Raw genomic sequence first — 17,257 nt, 5'->3', positions numbered from 1 at the left:
CCGGCCACATCCAGCCGGGCCAGCATCGACCACACCGCAGCCAGATCCCCGAACTGCTTGTGCTGGCTACGGATCGGCTGCCCGGCCGGCGTCTCGGACAGCTTCGCCATCACCTCCTCCGCGCTGCCCAAATACTGCTGAGACACGATGCGCGGCTTGCCCTGCACTCGGGCCGATTCCACCAGGTAGTAATAGGTCTGCTTGCCGCGTCGCTTACCCACGATCGACGCCATATATGGGTAATACACTCCAAACCCACAAACCTCAAGCACCACAACACAAGACACGCCGCTCAACCACGAAGGCCGGAAACTCCCGCTAGCAGGCCTGTGACGGCAGAGCTCGAGCCGGCAACGAATTTCCGACCGTTATTCAACGGCGCAATCGCACCCCATGGCGCAGTTGAAAATGCCAGGGCCGGGAACGCACTATCGACGGTCGTACGCGCGTTGATCGCCGCCACCGGATTCGTCGAACGTGTTCTGAGGGTGAGAAGTTGGCCGATTTTGCGCAGCCATGTCACGCTCGGCGCACCAGCTTGCGCGGGCGCAGCAACCGACACTGCACCGAGCGCAGTTACCCCAGCAGCCACACGCGTCACCGCCCAGACCATCACCGCATGCGACCGCCTTGCAACGACTCAGTGCGTTAGTGCCCGTCGACGGTGCGCACCTAGATGACGCGTGGTGACGAACTTCAGATCGGGTACCGCCGTGGTGTGAACACGCGGTCACCGAAACCCGCTGAGTACCACTGGGTTTGGGACGACCCGACGATCAGTAGGCAACGCATGTCGATGTCGGCGGGGTTCAGGTCAGCCAGCCGCACCACCCGAACGTCTTCATCGGGGCCCGACACGTCGCGGCCGATCACCACCGGCGTGCCCGGCTCGCGATGCTTGAGCAGCAGGTCCCGCATCGCGCCGACCTGCCAGGTGCGCGCCTTGGAGGCGGGGTTGTAGATGGCCAGCACCAGGTCGGTAGCGGCCGCGGCCGCAACGCGTGCGGCGATCACCTCCCACGGCTTGAGCCGGTCGGACAACGAGATCACCGCATAGTCATGCCCCAGCGGGGCGCCGACCCGGCTGGCCACCGCCTGGGCGGCCGTCATCGCCGGGATCACCCTGACCTGCACATCCGGCCACTGCTTCGCCTCTTCCAGAACGGCCGTGGCCATGGCGAACACACCCGGATCGCCCGACGACACCACCGCCACCGCATGCCCTTGCTCGGCCAGCGAGCAGGCCAGCCGGGCGCGGGCGGGCTCGTCGGTGTTGTCGCTGGGATGGCGCCGCTGCCCGTCACGCACCGGAACGCGGTTCAGGTAGGTGTGGTAGCCGATCAAATCGGTCGCGCACGCCAGCTCGCGCCGGCTCTGCGGCGTCATCCAGTCCATGTCGCCGGGACCCAGGCCCACCACCGCAACTGAACCGACGACCGACGCGCGCCGCCGGCCCCCCGGAAGCATGGCCAGCGAGAAGTACGGCACGGTGGCCTCGTCGACGTCAGCGGCCGGCAACACCCGTTGCCCCGCGGTGCTGGCCCGCTCCACATAGAAGGCGTCGTCAAGTTGGCCGGACGCCGAAAGCGCTTGCCGCACATTGCGATACGAGCGGCCGAGTTTGAGCACCACGGCGGCGTCGGCGTCGGCGAGCCGGCGGGTCAGCTCGGCGACCGGCAACGTGCCGGGCAGCACCGACAGCACCTCGTCGCCGGCCACCAGCGGCGTCGCGATGGCCGCGGAGGCAGCGCTCACCGAGGTCACGCCGGGCACGATCACGGCGTTGAACCGCTGGGTCAGCCGGGTGTGCAAATGCATGTAGGAGCTGTAGAACAGCGGGTCGCCCTCGGCGAGCAGCGCCACGCTGCGTCCGGCGTCGAGGTGACCTGCGATGCGTTCGGTGGCCTGGACGTAGAAATCCTCCAGCGCGCCGGCGTAACCGCCGGGATGCCCGGTCGTCTCGGTGGTCACCGGATACACCAGGTGCTCCTCGATATGCCCGGGCCGCAGATACGGTTCGGCGATACCGCGGGCGATGCTGCGGCCATGGCGGGCGCTGTGATAGGCCACCACATCGGCCTCGCCGATCACCCGGGCGGCCTTGACCGTCACCAGCTCCGGGTCGCCCGGTCCCAGGCCGACGCCCCAGAGCGTGCCGCGGCGCGTCATTCGCTCTCGGTGGCCATCGCGTTGACGGCCGCGGCGGCCATGGCGCTGCCGCCACGACGGCCCTGCACCACCAGATACGATATGCCGCGCGGTCGTTCGATGAGCTCTTGTTTGGACTGTGCCGAGCCGACGAAGCCGACCGGCCCGCCCAGCACCGCCGCCGGCGCCGCGACCCCGTCGTCGACCAATTCGAGCAACCGGAACAGGGCCGTGGGCGCGTTGCCGATCGCCATGACGGCGCCGCCGAGCCGGTCGGCCCACAGTTCCACACCGGCCGCCGAGCGGGTGGTCTGCCGGCGCGCGGCCAGCTCGGCCGCCCGCGGCTCCGCAACCAGCGACACGACCTGGTTGTTCGCGGGCAGCCGCGCGGTGGTGATCCCGACGGCCACCATCGAGGAATCGCACAGCACCGGCGCGCCATCCCGCAGGGCGGCCCGGACCCGGGTAACCACGTCGCCGGTATAGGCCACGTGCTCGGCGACGTCGACTTGCCCGCAGGTGTGGATCAACCGGACCACCACGCGCGCCACGTCGGGCGGAAACCGGGTCAGGTCGGCTTCGGCGCGGATGGTCGCAAACGACCGACGGTAGATCTCGGCCGCATCGCGAATGTAGTCGAGCACCCGCTCACCCTAAGGCGTCGTTGTTTCGCAGCGCTCGGTATCCGGCCCCGGTGGCAACCAGCACCTCACCGGACAACGGGCTGCCGCAAGCCCGTTGGCAGCCGACGAAATGCCGGTGCACGGCAGTGTGCGCGTCGAGCGCATCAGCCGCGTCGGCCCGGACGTCGGCGACCGAGCGTGCACACCCGGGGCTGCCGGTGCAGGCGCTGACCCGAAGCCAGGGCGAGTTCTCGTCGAACACCAGGCCCAGCGGCGCCAGCACCCGCAGCGCGGCGTCGGCAACAGCTTCGCCGAGATCACATATCAGCAAGGACCGCCACGGCGTGATGACCAGCGGAGCCTCGATCGCGGCCACCAACTCGGCGACCCGGGCGGGCAATACCCCCAGTGGAACGGCGGCGCCCAGTGTCACGCGGCCGTCGTCCTGGGCTATCCAGCCCACCGGCGGGGTGGTGACGGGCGGAAAGGCGGCACCGGGTTGCGCTCCGGGCAGCAGCGCACCGAGATCAGCCAATTCGGTTACCCGCCAATGCTTTCCGCGGATCTCGGCGAACCGCAGCGCGACTCGGACCAGGGTTGCGGTGACATCGCTGACCCGGATTCCGGTGTCGCGGCCCGCCAGCGTCAGGGCGCAGCCGTCGTCGAATACGTGGACACCGACATCGGCAGCCAGCCCCGAGACGTCGGCGCGGCCGTCATCGAGGCTGAACCAGAACCGGCCGCCCAGGTCGGCAAGCCGGGGCTCGGCGCAGATCGCGGCGTCCAGCTCGTCGACCCAGTCCCGGATGTCGGTGTTTCCGCCCACTCGCCCGGACAGCGGTGACGCGACGATGTTGCGGACCCGCTCATGCGTCGGCGACGGCAACAGGCCCGCCTTGGCGATCGCTTCGGCGACCGTTGCCACGTCGGTGATGCCGCGCAACTGCACGTTGCCGCGCGACGTCAACTCCAGCGTTCCCGAGCCGAAGCTGCGCGAGGCCCTGGCCAGCGCACCCAACTGCGCCGCGGTGACCCATCCGCCCGGCAACCGCACCCGCACCAGCGCGCCGTCGGCGGCCTGGTGCACCTGCAGCGCCCCCGGGCACGCGTCGGTGTCGCGAGACCTGACCACCCGTCCACGGTACGGCCCCGGCAATCGCGATTGGATCCCCGTCGGCTGGGCACCCCCGTGTCCATGCGGACGGTGGAATACGCCCCGGGACGCTTGGCCGATGTCTTCGGCGATTCGAGCCAGCCCACGGTGTTGCTCTGGCACGGCACGCAGACCGATGCCCGTGCCGCCGTGCGTCCCCTCGCCGGCTTAGAGATCCCGTCGTCGCCGCGTAGTTCATGCGGGTCACCGCGATGGTCGACTCCCCGGCGCGGTTGCTGCGCCCCGCCATCCTGCTTCGCGTCCTTTCCGGATGCCTTCGGCGAACCGACGCGGCGTCCATGGATGACAGGCGGCCGATCCGCGCCGAGATCCCAGCTGTGCGTCGTGCGATGTAACACCAAGGAGCGAAAGGAAATACGATGTCAAATCCGAATATCGAGAACCACGAAGAGGGGTTACGACACTTTCGGCGCCGGGGACCTCGAAGCGGCCTTGGACGTCTTCGACGACTCGGCAGAGTGGATGGTCAACGGCGACAGCATGATCGGTGGAACTTACCGCGGCAAAGCCGAATTCGCTGAATTACTGTCCCGGATGGCAGAGAAAACCGCCAGGGTCGAGGCGATCCGTGCATGGCCGGCGAACAACGAGGTAATGGCCGCTGATATTTCATCACCGGCAGCGGGCGCCAGGGTATGGTTGGCGCCACCGCCGCCGCATTCGCGCTGACCAGCGCCGAGCCGATGTCGGATAGATCCGTTGCCGCCGAAGCCAATAACTCGGGGACCGCCGCGAGATAAGACATTGCTATCTGCCACGTCGTCGGGGCATCGGTGAAGCGGATTAACTCGATGACACTACGCCGGTTCGGGCCCGATATCTCGGCGTTCCGGCGTTTTCGCCTCTCGCAGTGGGAGGCTTCCCGGTTACCGAACGACTCATGCGGGTGCGACGGGGCCAACGGATCGACGATCACGAGGTCGGGGCTGGACGGAGACGCCGGGAGCCGCCGCGGTGGTGGCCCCGGCGCCTCGGAAACCGTTGCGACATAAGCGGTTGGGCCAAGATCGGCAAGCCCCTCGAAGGCAACGCCAGGTGAAGACAACCAAGACGAAGAGCCGGTTACCCGCGCAGGCCGGCATCGCCGGTCGGTGATCGCGCAGTGGTTGCACGGGCGCCGGTGGGACATTTGACGGAACCGCCGTTGTGATCAGCCGGGCGGCGATATCGTTTGCCAATGAGGCCGGTGACGCATGCGGTGTGCACTCGGAGCCGTTGCTGACCGACAGCCTCAGCTACTGCGCCGATAGGAGTCGGAATGTCTCTGTGCACTGGCGCTGCCAGGTTGATCACGATTGCGGCGTGCAGCGGCGCTGCTGTTCTCAGTTCCACCGCCGATTGCGCCGCAGCGCCGTCGGGCAAGCTGATGGACATGCTGCCGCAGGGCTTCTCCTCGACCAATTGCCAAGAGAAAGACCCGGTGGAAGGTTCACTCGAAAGAGTGATGTGCGGCCAAAGCAGCGACCCGGGCGGTCCTTCCTACGGCGTGTTCCTCCTCTACGCGAGCGGCAGTGACTTGGCAACGGAGTTTCGGCAGGGGCCCGGCAGAAGCGGATATACGGTGGCATCGTCGTGTCCGGGCGGCGGCGCTTCTCCCGGCACGTGGAGTTACCGCAACTCCAGCCAGACCGCCGGTCAGGTCGAGTGCGGCACTTCCGTCGAGGGCAACTATGCGGTCATCTGGACGGACAATGCCAAACTCAGACTCGCCGTTGTTGAGGGCAAAGACAGTGCCAGTCTGTATCAGTGGTGGCGCGATAAGGGTTGATGGCGCTATTGGTTGCGCGGCCCTTGCGGTGATGGCTGCGACGACGGTTGCGTCACCCGCGGATGTCGATACGTCGAAATCGACTGCTGCGCAATGAGGATCCGACTGCGGTCGGCTGGCAATTCGAGAAACCGTGCAGAATGGGCGCCTTGTCGCCTCCAATCCGGCAGCCGCTGCCGATACCGAGAGATCCGCCACCGACCGAAAGCCACTTTTCCGTTGACAGCGGAGTTGGTTACGCGACCCGCCGCGGGACGGTCCTACGGGATTGGGGTACGAATGGTGGGTGGCTGAGCCGACCGTCCTGCTGTTGTCGACGTCCGACACCGACCTGATCAGCGCGCGCTCCAGCGGCAAGAACTATCGGTGGGCCAACCCGTCGCGGCTGTCCGACGACGAGCTGCCCGAGTTGCTGTCCGGTGTCTCGATCGTGGTGGTGCGGATCCTGGGTGGCTACCGCGCCTGGCAGAGCGGCATCGATGTGGTGATTGCCAGCGGGGTGCCGGCCGTGCTGGTCAGCGGTGAGCAGGCCGCCGACGCCGAGTTGACCGACCTGTCCACGGTTGCCGCCGGCACGGTCGTGCAGGCGCACATCTACCTGGCCCACGGCGGCGTGGACAACCTGCGGCAGCTGTACGCCTTTCTGTCGGACACGGTGCTGATGACGGGCTACGGTTTCGCCGCGCCGCTGGTGACGCCCGCGTGGGGTGAACTGGCGCGCGCTGACGCCTCCAAGATCGACGGCCCGACGATCGCGGTGCTGTACTACCGCGCGCAACACCTGGCCGGAAACACCGCATATGTCGAGGCGCTGTGCCGGGCGATCGAAGACGCCGGTGGTCGGGCGCTGCCGGTGTACTGCGCCTCGCTGCGCACCGCCGAACCGGAACTGCTCGACAGACTTGTCGACGCCGACGCCATGGTGGTCACCGTGCTGGCCGCCGGGGGAGTCAAGCCTGCTGCCGCCTCAGCCGGCGGCGACGACGACAGCTGGAGCGTCGAACACCTTGCCGCCCTGGATATCCCGATCCTGCAAGGCCTGTGCTTGACCAGCGCCCGGGACCAGTGGCGCGACAACGACGACGGACTGAGCCCCCTCGACGTCGCCAGCCAGGTGGCGGTACCCGAGTTCGACGGCCGGATCATCACAGTCCCGTTCTCGTTCAAGGAGATCGACGACGACGGGTTGATCTCCTATGTCGCCGACCCCGAGCGCTGCGCGCGGGTCGCCGGTCTGGCGGTCCGCCATGCGCGGCTGCGCTACGTCGCACCCGCCGATAAGCGGGTGGCCGTGGTGTTTTCCGCCTACCCGACCAAACACGGCCGGATCGGTAACGCGGTCGGATTGGACACCCCGGCCAGCGCGGTCGCCTTGTTGCAGGCGATGCGCGAGCGCGGCTACCGGCTGGGCGACCTGCCCGGTGTCGAGTCGAACGACGGTGACGCCCTGATCCATGCGCTGATCGAACGCGGCGGACAAGACCCCGATTGGCTCACCGAGGGGCAATTGTCCGGCAACCCGATCCGATTGTCCGCCAAGGACTATCGCGCTTGGTTCAACACGCTGCCCGCCGAGCTGACCGAGTCCGTGACACACCATTGGGGGCCGCCGCCGGGGGAGTTGTTCGTCGACCGCGCCAATGATCCCGACGGCGAAATCGTCATTGCCGGTATACGATCCGGCAACCTCATGCTGATGGTGCAGCCGCCGCGCGGCTTCGGAGACAACCCGGTCGCGATTTACCACGACCCGGATTTGCCGCCCAGCCACCACTATCTGGCCGCCTACCGCTGGCTGGAGACAGGATTCGGGGCGCACGCCGTGGTACACCTGGGCAAACACGGAAACCTGGAGTGGCTGCCGGGAAAGACATTAGGCATGTCGGCGTCCTGCGGCTCCGACGCCGCGCTGGGCAACCTGCCGCTGATCTACCCGTTTCTGGTCAACGATCCGGGCGAGGGCACCCAGGCGAAAAGGCGGGCGCACGCCGTTCTCGTCGACCATCTGATCCCGCCCATGGCCCGGGCCGAAACTTACGGTGACATAGCGCGTTTGGAGCAGCTGCTCGACGAGCATGCCAGTGTCGCCACGCTGGACCCCGGCAAGCTGCCCGCCATCCGCCAACAGATCTGGACGCTGATCCGGGCTGCCAAGATGGACCACGATCTAGGGCTGACCGAGCGGCCCCCTGAAGATTCGTTCGACGACATGCTGCTGCACGTCGACGGCTGGCTGTGCGAGATCAAGGACGTCCAGATCCGCGACGGCCTGCACATCCTCGGGCGCCAGCCGGCAGGCGAACAGGAACTCGACCTGGTGCTGGCCATCCTGCGGGCCCGCCAGCTGTTCGGCGGCGAGCAGGCGCTGCCCGGCCTGCGACAGGCGCTCGGGCTGGCCGACGACGGCACCGACGAGCGCACCTCGGTCGACCAGGCCGAGGCCGCTGCCCGGAAGCTCGTGGCCGCGCTGCAAGCCACCGGCTGGGACCCCGCCGCCGCGAACCATCTCACGGACAACGCCGACGTCGCGGCGGTACTACGGTTCGCCGCAACCGAAGTGGTGCCGCGGCTCGCCGGCACCACTTTCGAAATCGAGCAGGTACTAAAGGCTTTGGACGGCCGGTTCATCCCGGCCGGCCCGTCGGGGTCGCCGCTGCGCGGTCTGATCAACGTATTGCCCACCGGTCGCAACTTCTACTCCGTCGATCCTAAGGCGGTGCCGTCGCGGCTGGCCTGGGAAGCCGGTGTGGCCCTGGCTGATTCGCTGCTGGCCCGGTACCGCGACGACCATGGCCAGTGGCCGCAGTCGGTGGGCCTGTCGGTGTGGGGCACCTCGGCGATGCGCACCGCCGGCGACGACATCGCCGAAGTGCTTGCCCTGCTGGGTGTTCGGCCGGTCTGGGACGACGCGTCGCGGCGCGTGGTGGATCTCACCGCTATTGCGCTGGCCGAGCTGGGCCGGCCCCGCATCGACGTGACGGTACGCATCTCCGGATTCTTCCGGGACGCCTTCCCGCACGTGGTGACGATGCTCGACAACGCGGTCCGGTTGGTCGCCGACCTCGACGAGCCCGCCGACGCCAACTTTGTGCGCGCCCACGCCCAGGCCGACCTCGCCCAGCACGGCGACCAACGTCGCGCCACCACAAGGATTTTCGGCTCCAAACCGGGAACATACGGTGCCGGGCTGCTGCAGCTGATCGACAGCCGCAATTGGCGCGACGACGCGGACCTGGCCCAGGTGTACACCGCCTGGGGCGGCTTCGCCTACGGGCGCGACCTCGACGGCCGAGAAGCCGTCGACGACATGAACCGCCAGTACCGGCGCATCGCGGTGGCCGCCAAAAACACCGATACCCGCGAACACGACATCGCCGACTCCGACGACTACTTCCAGTACCACGGTGGCATGGTGGCCACCGTGCGCGCGCTGACCGGCCAAGCACCCGCCGCCTACATCGGCGACAACACCCGGCCTGACGCCATCCGCACCCGCACGCTGTCGGAGGAGACCACCCGGGTGTTTCGGGCCAGGGTGGTCAACCCCCGGTGGATGGCCGCGATGCGCCGCCACGGCTACAAGGGTGCATTCGAGATGGCCGCCACCGTCGACTATCTCTTCGGATACGACGCCACCGCCGGGGTGATGGCCGACTGGATGTACGAGCAACTCACCCAGCGCTACGTGCTGGATGCCGAGAACCGGAAGTTCATGGCGGAGTCCAACCCGTGGGCGCTGCATGGGATGGCCGAGCGCCTACTGGAGGCGGCCGGACGCGGCATGTGGGCCCAGCCGCAACCGGATACCCTCGACGGATTGCGCCAGGTTTTGCTGGAAACCGAAGGTGATTTGGAAGGTTGAGCCATCCGATGACGACACGCCCTTTCCGCGTCATCACCGCGGCGGCTGCCTTGGCCGCCGGTGCTCTCGGATGGTCGCCGGCGCCGGCCTGGGCCGGCCCCGGCGACGACCCCGGCCCGCCTTCTGTCCCCGCGGCGGGTGCGCACTGGGAGGTGGGCTGCCCGGAGCCGCTGACAGACCTGATAGATCGCTCGTGTTTCGCACCGTACCCATGGGTGGGCACGCCGTCGATGAGCCTGGTCGGCGAGGGCACCCCGTCGCAGGGGCTGCCCGTGCGCAACATTTTGGCGGTGGTGGCGGGTGCGAAAGTTGCTGTCGCACTGAGCGTGCGCGACTACCAAGGCGAGGACCGCTTTGTCCGGGTCGAGCCCGGCTCGACGCGAGGGTTCTCCGGCGACCTGATCGTCGACGTCCGACAGGACCGGGTGGTCCCGTGATGTCAGGCTGCGGGATCGCCGGCGAGCAGACGCGGAATCGCACGCGAATGACGATTCGCGTGCGATTCCGCGTCTGCTCAGCGCTAGGTTGACACCGTGACGCCCACCTTCGCAGACCTTGCCAACGCGCGATACATCCTGCTGACCACTTTCACCAAAGACGGCCGGGCCAAGCCGACCCCCATCTGGGCCGCCTTGGACAAGGACCGCGGTGACCGGCTGCTGGTCATCACCGAGAAAAAGGCGTGGAAGGTCAAGCGGATCCGCAATACCGCACGGGTGACAATGGCCATCTGCGACGTGCGCGGTCGTCCGAAGAGCGAGGCGGTCGAGGGCACCGCGGCCATCCTCGACGATTCGCAGACCGGCGCCGTCTACGACGCGATCGCCAAGCGGTACGGCATCCTCGGCAAGGTCTTCAACTTTGTCAGCAAGCTCCGCGGCGGCATGGAGAACAACGTCGGACTTGAGCTCAGGGTGGCTGGAGCCTAGCCGCCGCCGGCGGGAACTCAAGACTCGGTCGAGCCGCCAAAGCGCAGCCACCACCGGTACAAGTCGTTGAGACTGGGCCCGCCGTTGACCGTGGCCAGGAGCAGCTGAGCGTCGCGGGTCCAGGCGAGATCAGCGCGGTCCTCGATGCTGCCGCACACGATCTTGCCGCCGGCACGGCCGGGGCTCGAGCCGTAATTCCAGGTGCCGGGCGAGGCATTGCCCCCGGGACACGGTGACACCGCCATGCTTTCGGCGGTCGCATAGAAATCGGCGGTCAACAAGTCCACATTGTCGTAAAGCGTGAAGCGGGCATAGTCCGGCGTGTCGGACTGCAGGTCGTCGGTGCAGTCCAGGCTGGCGATGGCGGCAGGAAACGGGTTGGTGGCTCGCGTGCACGAACCGGCCGCGTAGCCAGGGGGCAGCAGCCGGGCAACCTGCTGTTCGCCAGGGGTAAACGGCTCAGCGGCAGCCTCGGTGGTTGCGATGCCCGTCACGAGCGTGGATGTCGGGGCCGACGCCGGCGCTCCACGCGTCAGCACACCCGTCCCGGCCAGAACCCCCAGCGCAGCGAATACCGCGGAGCCGCTCTTCAGCCCAGCATGCATCGTCGGCTCCTCACTGCGCGTCGGCTCCGCTACCCAGGTGCTCGCCGAAGAACGCGAACACCCGGCGCCACGCATCTTCGGTCGCGGTCTCGTTGTAGCCGAATCCCGCAACCCGAATGAGCGGTTGACCGGGAAGTTTGTTGGCGAAGCTGTGGCCGGCGCCGGGATAGACCTTGATGTCCGCGGTGATCCCCTTGGCCTGGGTGACGGTGCGCAATCGATCGGCCGCACCCACACCCAGCGGGTCGCGGCTGCCGAAACTCGCCACAATCGGGCACGCCCCGTCGAGAGTGTCGCTGAGATGGCGGGGCAGCGGCGTGCCGTAGAACGGCGCCGAGGCGCCAAAACCCCTGGGCGACAAAATGAGCGCGAACCCGCCACCCATGCAGAAGCCCGCGATGCCCACCCGGCCGGAACATTCGGCCATGGCCAGCAGGTGATCACGGGCAGCCAAAATGTCGTCCAGGGCACGACCGCGTTTGGTCAGCAGCTCGCGAAAGACACGGGTGATGCACCGGGCGCGGCCGCCGCGGGCATACATATTCGGCGTCAGCGCCACATAACCCGCTTGGGCGATGCGCCGGGAAATCGACTCGTTGTCCGGGGCATAACCGACCGCGTCATGCACGACGACCACGCCCGGCCACGGACCTTCTCCTGCGGGGACGCTCAGCAGCGCGTCGATCGGTCCGGCCGGGGTGTCGATTTCGATCGTGGTCATAGCGTCATCTAACTGCAGCCGGGACGCGACCGCCTGCGGAACTCGGGCGCGGCCCACAGACGTTGGCATCACATGCTAGGTCGGCTGCTTCTCGTTTACGCCGTCGTCGAACTCATGGCCTTCATCGGATTGGCGGCGGCCATCGGCTTCGGCTGGGCCTTGGTGGTGCTGCTGGCCACCTTCGTCCTCGGGTTGGTTTTGTGGGCTCCGATGGGCGGGTGGCAGCTCGGGCGACACCTCATGCAGTGGCGGTCCGGCGTGCAGGAACCTCGCAGCGCGCTGAGCGACGGCGCGCTGGTTGCCGTGGCCACCGGTTTGGTCCTGGTTCCGGGGCTGGTCACCACCACTGTCGGATTGTTGCTGCTGGCGCCGCCGATCCGGGCGGCTGCCGGCCCCGGGCTGACCGCGATCGCACTGCGCGGAATCCTGCGGCGCGTGCCGTTGACGGCGACCGCGGCCGCCGGCATGGCCGGCGCGTTCACCCGCCGCGAGCAACCCGATCAGCGCGACTTCATTGATGGGGAGGTCATCGACGTCATCGACGGGGAACCACCGACCTTGCCGCAGGCCCGCATTCCCGATCAAGCGTCGACCCGGACCTAGGCCAGAACTAGGTCAGACCAAGGTGTTGGACTTCCCACGTAGTTTTGCGGTGTGACGCAGATTCCCTCCAAGCTGCTGGTCAACGGTCAGATCTACAGCCCGACCCACCCCGACGCCACCGCCATGGTGGTGCGCGGCGACATCGTCGCATGGCTGGGCAGCGACGATGTCGCGCGCGACCAGTTCCCGGATGTCGAAGTGCAGGACCTCGACGGCGCATTCGTTGCGCCGGGATTCGTCGACAGCCACATCCACCTGAGCGCGACCGGTCTGACGCTCAGCGGACTGGACTTGCGCTCCGCGACCTCACGCGCGCAATGCCTGCGCATGGTTGGCGACTACGCCGCGGCAAACCCCGGCCGGCCGATCTGGGGACACGGGTGGGACGAGTCGGCCTGGCCCGAAAAAGCCGCGCCCGGCACCGCGGACCTGGACGCCGTGCTCGACGGCCGGCCCGCCTATCTGGCCCGGGTCGACGTGCATTCGGCGCTGGCCTCGTCGGCGTTGCGGCGGCTGGTACCCGAACTCCCGGCCGCCGCCGGTTTCGGCGCGCAGCAGCCGTTGACCGGCGACGCTCACCACCTGGTCCGGGCCGCGGCCCGCGACATGCTGACCGAGGCGCAGCTGGCCGAAGCCCGGGCCGCGGCGCTGCAGGCCCTGGCCGCGTCCGGCGTCGTCGCCGTGCACGAGTGCGCCGGCCCGCAAATCGGCGGGCTCGACGACTGGCAGGCGCTGCGCTCTCTCCAGCACGGCGTCGAAGTGATCGGTTACTGGGGTGAGGCAGTGACCACACCGGCCCAGGCCCGGGCGTTGATCGAGCAGACCGGAGCCCACGGGTTGGCCGGTGACCTTTTCGTCGACGGCGCGCTCGGGTCGCGCACCGCCTGGCTGCATGAGCCTTACGCGGACGCGCCCGGCTGCACCGGAACCTGTCACCTCGACTCAGACGCCATCGAAGCGCATCTGCGGGCGTGCACCGCGGCGCAGGTGACCGCCGGTTTCCACGTCATCGGCGATGCCGCCGTGTCGGCGGTCGTCGCAGCCTTCGAACGGGTCGTGCAGGACCTCGGCGTGTTCGCGGTCGCCCGGTGCGGACACCGTCTGGAGCACGTCGAGATGGTCACTTCCGATCAGGCCGCCAAGTTGGGCGCCTGGGGTGTCATCGCCAGCGTGCAGCCCAGTTTCGACGCACTCTGGGGCGGCGTCGACGGGATGTACGCCCAGCGCCTCGGGCCGGATCGAGGTTGCCGGCTCAACCCGCTTGCGCTGTTAGCATCCCAAGGCGTGCCACTCGCCCTTGGTTCCGACGCGCCGGTAACCGGATTCGACCCGTGGGCGCGCGTGGCTGCGGCGGTCAACCACCGCACCCCGGGCAGCGCCGTGTCGGCGCGGGCGGCGTTCGCCGCGGCAACCCGCGGGGGGTGGCGGGCCGGCGGTGTCCGCGACGGGCAGGCCGGCACCTTGGTGCCCGGCGCGCCGGCCTCGTACGCCGTCTGGGACGTCGACGTCCTGGACGTCAGTGCGCCGCGCGACGCCGTTCAGCGGTGGTCTACCGACCCGCGGTCCCGGGTGCCGGCGCTACCGCGGCTGGGTCCGCAGGACGCCTTGCCGCGCTGCCGTCAAACCGTGCATCGGGGTGCGGTCATCTATGGCTAGGGGATGGCCCGGCCGCAAGGCGCCGAACCTCGACCGCGGCGAGATCGATCCGGCGGTTGAGGCGCCGGACGACGACATGGCCGCCGATCCCGCCGATGCGCAAGAGTCCGCGCGGGACGCCGCCACGTCGACCGTGACCAATGGGCTCAGTGCCGCCGCCCGTCGGCGCCTGTCGGCGATGGGCACCGGGGCGGTGACGCGGCTACCGGGGCTGTGGGCCGCGGTCCGGCCGCGGCTGCCGCGCCTGCTGGTCTCCGTCGGGGCCGGTTTGTTGCTGTATGCCAGCTTCCCGCCGATCAACTGGTGGTGGGCGGCCGTCGTCGCGGTCGCGCTGCTGACCTGGGTGCTGATGCACCGGGCAACCACGCCGGCAGGCGGGCTGGGCTACGGCTTCCTGTTCGGTCTGGCGTTCTATGTGCCGTTGCTGCCGTGGATCGGCTCGCTGGTGGGACCGATGCCCTGGCTGGTGTTGGCGACCGTGTGCGCGCTGTTCCCCGGTCTCTTCGGCTTATTGGCCGTCGTGGTGCGCGGGCTGCCCGGCTGGCCGATCTGGTTTGCGGTGCTGTGGGCGGCCCTGGAGTGGCTGAAGTCGATCATGCCGTTCGGCGGCTTTCCCTGGGGGTCGGTGGCGTTCGGTCAGGCCGAGGGTCCGCTGCTGCCCTTGGTCCGGCTGGGAGGTGTCGCGCTGCTGTCCGCGGGGATCGTGCTGGTGGGCTGCAGTGTGGCCGCAATGGCGCTGGAAATCGAGAAGTGGTGGCGAACCGGCGGCAAAACCGGGTCGGCCGAAACGGCCGCGCCGCCGGCGGTGGTGCTGCCGGGGGTGTGCATCTGCCTGGTGTTGTTCGCCGCCGTCATCGTGTGGCCGCAGGTGCGGCACGCCGGTGCGGGAGCGGGCGGCGAACCGGCAGTCACCGTCGCGGTCGTTCAGGGCAATGTGCCGCGTCTGGGTCTGGATTTCAATGCGCAACGGCGAGCGGTCCTGGACAACCACGTGCAGGAGACCCTGCGACTGGCCGAGGATGTCCGTGCGGGCAGTGCCCCGCGGCCGCAATTCGTCGTCTGGCCCGAGGATTCTTCGGACATCGATCCGTTCGTCAATTCCGACGCTGCCCAGCAGATATCGCGGGCAGCGGCGGCGATCGGCGCGCCGATCCTGGTCGGCACCGTGCTCGACGCGCCAGCTCGACTGCAACAGAACCCGGAATTCACCAACACGGTGATCGTCTGGAATCCGGGAACCGGGCCCGCCGACCGCCACGACAAGGAGATCGTGCAGCCATTCGGCGAGTACTTGCCCATGCCGTGGCTGTTCCGCCACCTTTCCGGCTACGCCAGCCGCGCGGGTAGTTTCGTGCCCGGCACCAGTTCCGGGGTGGTGCGCATCGCCGGCGTGCCGGTCGGGGTGTCCACGTGTTGGGAGGTGATCTTCGATCGGGCCCCGCGAAAAGCCGTGCTCAACGGTGCGCAGCTGCTGACGGTGCCCAGCAACAACGCCACCTTCAACCAGACGATGAGTGAGCAGCAGCTGGCATTCGGCAAGGTCCGCGCCGTCGAGCATGACCGCTACGTCGTGGTCGCCGGTACCACCGGCATCAGCGCGGTGATTGCCCCGGACGGCGCAGAGTTGGTCCGTACCGACTTCTTCGAGCCTGCCTATCTGGACACCCAGGTGCGGCTGAAGACCAGGCTGACGCCGGCAACTCGCTGGGCTCCGCTACTGCAGTGGATTCTGGTCGGGGCGGCGGGCGCGGTCGTTCTGGTCGCGATACGGCACAATGGGTGGTTCCCGCGTCCGGGGCGGCGGTTGTTCGGGCTCCCGCGTGGAGCTGGCGAGTCCGACGGACCCCCGGACGACGGCGACGACGCGGAAGCGGCGCTCCGGAACGAATCCGGGGGCGGCCTGCAGACGGCGCAAGACACTCCGCCCGACGCGGGCGGCCACCACGAGTTCGGGCGACCTGAAGGAGCTACATGACCAGCGGCCAACCTGCGGCCGAGGTGCCGGGCAATCGTCTCGGCCAGCGTGTCCTGGTGATCATTCCGACGTACAACGAGCGGGAGAACCTGCCGCTGATACATCGGCGGGTCAAGGACGCCTGCCCCGACGTGCACGTGCTGATCATCGACGACAACAGCCCCGACGGCACCGGTCAGCTCGCCGACGAGCTGGCGCAGGCCGACCCGGGCTGTACCCATGTGTTGCACCGCACCGTCAAGAACGGTCTGGGGGCGGCCTACCTGGAAGGGTTCGCCTGGGGCCTCAGCCGCGAATACTCGGTGCTTGTCGAGATGGACGCCGACGGCAGCCACGCGCCGGAACAGCTGCACCGCCTGCTGGACGCCGTCGGCGCGGGGGCCGATCTGGCCATCGGTTCACGCTATGTGCCCGGGGGGACGGTGCGTAACTGGCCGTGGCGGCGCCTGGCGCTGTCCAAGACGGCCAACACCTACTCGCGGCTCGCATTGGGTGTCGGGGTCCATGACATCACCGCCGGCTATCGCGCTTACCGCCGCGAAGTGCTCGAGACGATCGATCTCGACAGCGTCGACTCCAAGGGCTACTGCTTCCAGATAGAAATGACCTGGCGCACCGTGAACAGCGGGTTCGTCGTCGTTGAAGTTCCGATCACCTTCACCGAACGCGAGATCGGCGTGTCAAAGATGAGCGGATCCAACATTCGCGAGGCGCTGTTCAAAGTCACCCGATGGGGTATTGAGGGTAGACGTGACCGCGGTCGAGCCGGCCGCGCTCACGACCGCTCTCAACCGGCCGGATAGCGTCCGGATCAGCCGCGCCGACGCGACCGGATGATCTCCAGGCGCTCCTTGAGCAATTCTTCGAGCTCTTCGACTGAGCGACGCTCCAGCAGCATGTCCCAGTGCGTGCGCGGGGGCTTGACCTTCTTCGGTTCGGGCAGGTCGCCCTCGATCAGGGTGCCCTCCATGCCGTTGCGGCACAGCCAGGTGCCGGGGATCTCGGCGTCGTCGGCGAACGGGACCTCGAACTCCTCGCCGTTGTCGGTGCGGTACCGCGCGATCTGCCGCGGTGCCAGGTCGTGGTTGCGGTCGGTCTCGTAGCTCACGGCTCCCAGACGACTGCCTCTCAAGACACGATCAGCCATCGACGCTACTCCTCTGGACTCGTTGAGCTGGTTGGCTCCGGATGGT

Annotated in this window: 12 protein-coding genes and 4 pseudogenes; 8 read left to right on the top strand and 8 right to left on the bottom strand. The window is 68.3% G+C overall.

All coding sequences use genetic code 11. The features are described 5' to 3' along the window. The 4 genes and pseudogenes from EET03_RS15000 to cobG form a co-directional block, all read right to left on the bottom strand. Positions 1 to 233, bottom strand: a pseudogene (locus tag EET03_RS15000) (IS1634 family transposase); the annotation flags it as partial. Between the two features lie 463 nt (positions 234 to 696). Next, the gene (locus tag EET03_RS14995) at positions 697 to 2,169 is read right to left on the bottom strand and encodes a precorrin-2 C(20)-methyltransferase (protein WP_075542961.1); all 1,473 of its coding nucleotides are present in this window, start codon (positions 2,167 to 2,169) and stop codon (positions 697 to 699) included. Next, entirely contained in the window at positions 2,166 to 2,792 is a 627-nt protein-coding gene (locus EET03_RS14990; RefSeq protein ID WP_099193556.1) for a precorrin-8X methylmutase, read from the bottom strand. Before EET03_RS14990 ends, EET03_RS14995 begins: the two co-directional genes overlap by 4 nt. A gap of 4 nt (positions 2,793 to 2,796) precedes the next feature. Next, a complete protein-coding gene (cobG, locus tag EET03_RS14985; RefSeq protein WP_075542959.1) occupies positions 2,797 to 3,903 on the bottom strand; it encodes a precorrin-3B synthase in 1,107 nt (368 codons plus the stop codon). Positions 3,904 to 3,966: 63 nt separating this feature from the next. On the opposite strand from cobG, the pseudogene EET03_RS31580 reads away from it, so the two are divergent. Next, positions 3,967 to 4,095: pseudogene (locus EET03_RS31580) on the top strand (esterase); the annotation flags it as partial. A 344-nt stretch (positions 4,096 to 4,439) separates the two neighbouring features. On the opposite strand, the pseudogene EET03_RS14975 reads toward EET03_RS31580, so the two are convergent. Next, positions 4,440 to 4,690: pseudogene (locus tag EET03_RS14975) on the bottom strand (PE family protein). 540 nt (positions 4,691 to 5,230) lie between these two features. Here EET03_RS14975 and EET03_RS14965 point away from each other — a divergent pair. From EET03_RS14965 to EET03_RS14950, 4 genes are all read left to right on the top strand, one after another. Beyond that, the gene (locus EET03_RS14965; protein ID WP_136625699.1) at positions 5,231 to 5,713 is read left to right on the top strand and encodes a hypothetical protein; all 483 of its coding nucleotides are present in this window, start codon (positions 5,231 to 5,233) and stop codon (positions 5,711 to 5,713) included. A gap of 286 nt (positions 5,714 to 5,999) precedes the next feature. Beyond that, on the top strand, positions 6,000 to 9,575 hold the full coding sequence (cobN, locus tag EET03_RS14960; protein ID WP_075542965.1) for a cobaltochelatase subunit CobN: 3,576 nt from the start codon (positions 6,000 to 6,002) through the stop codon (positions 9,573 to 9,575). Positions 9,576 to 9,583: 8 nt separating this feature from the next. After that, on the top strand, positions 9,584 to 10,012 hold the full coding sequence (locus EET03_RS14955; RefSeq protein WP_099193555.1) for a hypothetical protein: 429 nt from the start codon (positions 9,584 to 9,586) through the stop codon (positions 10,010 to 10,012). A 96-nt stretch (positions 10,013 to 10,108) separates the two neighbouring features. Continuing rightward, positions 10,109 to 10,504 carry a PPOX class F420-dependent oxidoreductase gene (locus EET03_RS14950; protein WP_075542954.1) on the top strand — a complete coding sequence of 132 codons (396 nt, stop codon included), beginning with the start codon at positions 10,109 to 10,111 and terminating at the stop codon, positions 10,502 to 10,504. Between the two features lie 17 nt (positions 10,505 to 10,521). Here the strand turns inward: EET03_RS14950 and EET03_RS14945 are convergent, their stop codons facing one another. Continuing rightward, positions 10,522 to 11,109: a hypothetical protein gene (locus tag EET03_RS14945; protein ID WP_075542953.1), complete on the bottom strand. Its 588-nt coding sequence runs from the start codon at positions 11,107 to 11,109 to the stop codon at positions 10,522 to 10,524. A gap of 10 nt (positions 11,110 to 11,119) precedes the next feature. Then, positions 11,120 to 11,830: a dienelactone hydrolase family protein gene (locus EET03_RS14940; protein ID WP_075542964.1), complete on the bottom strand. Its 711-nt coding sequence runs from the start codon at positions 11,828 to 11,830 to the stop codon at positions 11,120 to 11,122. 72 nt (positions 11,831 to 11,902) lie between these two features. Between EET03_RS14940 and EET03_RS14935 the strand changes: the two genes are divergently transcribed. The 3 genes and pseudogenes from EET03_RS14935 (at position 11,903) to lnt (ending at position 16,901) form a co-directional block, all read left to right on the top strand. After that, complete coding sequence (locus EET03_RS14935; protein ID WP_099193554.1) at positions 11,903 to 12,433, top strand: FxsA family protein; 531 nt, start codon at positions 11,903 to 11,905, stop codon at positions 12,431 to 12,433. 51 nt (positions 12,434 to 12,484) lie between these two features. After that, the gene (locus EET03_RS14930; RefSeq protein ID WP_075542951.1) at positions 12,485 to 14,089 is read left to right on the top strand and encodes an amidohydrolase; all 1,605 of its coding nucleotides are present in this window, start codon (positions 12,485 to 12,487) and stop codon (positions 14,087 to 14,089) included. Between the two features lie 178 nt (positions 14,090 to 14,267). After that, positions 14,268 to 16,901: pseudogene (gene lnt, locus EET03_RS14925) on the top strand (apolipoprotein N-acyltransferase). Here the strand turns inward: lnt and rbpA are convergent. Further along, complete coding sequence (gene rbpA / locus EET03_RS14915) at positions 16,876 to 17,211, bottom strand: RNA polymerase-binding protein RbpA (RefSeq protein WP_036405447.1); 336 nt, start codon at positions 17,209 to 17,211, stop codon at positions 16,876 to 16,878. The pseudogene lnt and the gene rbpA sit on opposite strands and share 26 nt — an antisense overlap. Positions 17,212 to 17,257: the final 46 nt, after the last annotated feature.

Origin of the sequence: Mycobacterium innocens (assembly GCF_900566055.1) — a bacterium.
Taxonomy (GTDB): Bacteria; Actinomycetota; Actinomycetes; order Mycobacteriales; family Mycobacteriaceae; genus Mycobacterium; species Mycobacterium innocens.
The sequence above is the reverse complement of the archived record's forward strand: the minus strand, read 5'-3'. Positions and strand labels throughout refer to the sequence as shown.